Annotated in this window: 1 protein-coding gene; it reads right to left on the bottom strand. The window is 43.3% G+C overall.

The genetic code is table 11. The features are described 5' to 3' along the window. Positions 1-14: 14 nt before the first annotated feature. On the bottom strand, positions 15-1,218 hold a 1,204-nt coding region (locus AS141_RS25825), incomplete at its 5' end, for an ISL3 family transposase (RefSeq protein WP_057940602.1).

Genomic DNA, 1,218 nt, shown 5'->3' with positions numbered 1-1,218 from the left:
GTTCTACCCTTAAGTTAGTGGGGATATAGATCTAAACCACCATGAAAGAATAGTATTGCGCTTCTAAAGTTTATGAATGTTCGATAACCTCTCCCTACCGTTTTAAGCTCTTGGATTTTCCCGTTTAATCGCTCAGCCATTGCATTGGAGAGGTTATTTATCAATGCATTGACCACCCCTGAGATATGGTTGTTAAACATGGTCACAACTTTGTCTATTTCTTTGATTTTTCTTTTGGTTGCATCAACTGCCCATCGGTTAAACAATTGCCATGCGAACAGTTTGCCTGAACTGAACAACTCCTTGAAATTTTCCCGTACCTGCCATGCTTTGCTTACCTCATAGTTGGCAGCGGATATGGACTCAAAATGGATACGCTGCTTTTCGGTCAGGTTCTCCGGGTTTTTAAGCATCGTGTAGCGTGTGTTTTTCAATTCCTGGTGGTGCTTCACTTCTCTCCTGCGTACTTTATCGATGGCCTCATTGAGATAGTTCACCAAATGAAAACGGTCATGGACAATGGATGCATTAGGTAAAATCTCCTGGGCTGTAGTGATATACGCCTTCCACATATCCATGCTGATGGCACCGACCTTTTCAAGCTGTTCAGCGGTCAATGATTTATTAAACAGCTTTTTACACGATTCCTTGGTCCGGTCTTCTTCTACATCCAGTACACAACCGGACGAAGGGTGGCTAAGGACAGTAATATAATGATGGCCTTTCTTAAAGGATTTCTCATCGATACTCACATGCTCGAAAATGACCTCTGAGTAATTCCTTCTGGCCATGCCCCGTTCAGTACTTAAATGCATAATCCGGTTCACAATATTGAACCCACACCGCATGAGCTGGGCAGTTTTGGTCTGGTTTTTACTGGCTTTGAGAAGATCAATGACTGCGTGCTCAAACAAGAAGGTATGCCGCTCATAGCCCGATGCCCAGTTGGGTTGGACAGTCTTAACTTTACCGCTAGAAGTAATAATCCGGGGAAGCCGACACCTAATATAGGTCTTGTATTGCATGGTATCCAGATGCCTCCAGCTGCGTGCTGGCGCGTGATCGTAAACTTTGCAAATCTCACCACTTTGCTCATCCTCCAGCTCTTTTAACAAACAGGCAACTTGGATATATATCTCCTCTTTAGAAAAATCTGTATCAACCGATTCGACTATCCATCCGTCTTCCAGATTGAGTATTTTTGTGAAAAGATTCTCC

It is taken from the genome of Algoriphagus resistens (assembly GCF_001442615.1).
Lineage (GTDB): Bacteria > Bacteroidota > Bacteroidia > Cytophagales > Cyclobacteriaceae > Algoriphagus > Algoriphagus resistens.
The sequence above is the reverse complement of the archived record's forward strand: the minus strand, read 5'-3'. Positions and strand labels throughout refer to the sequence as shown.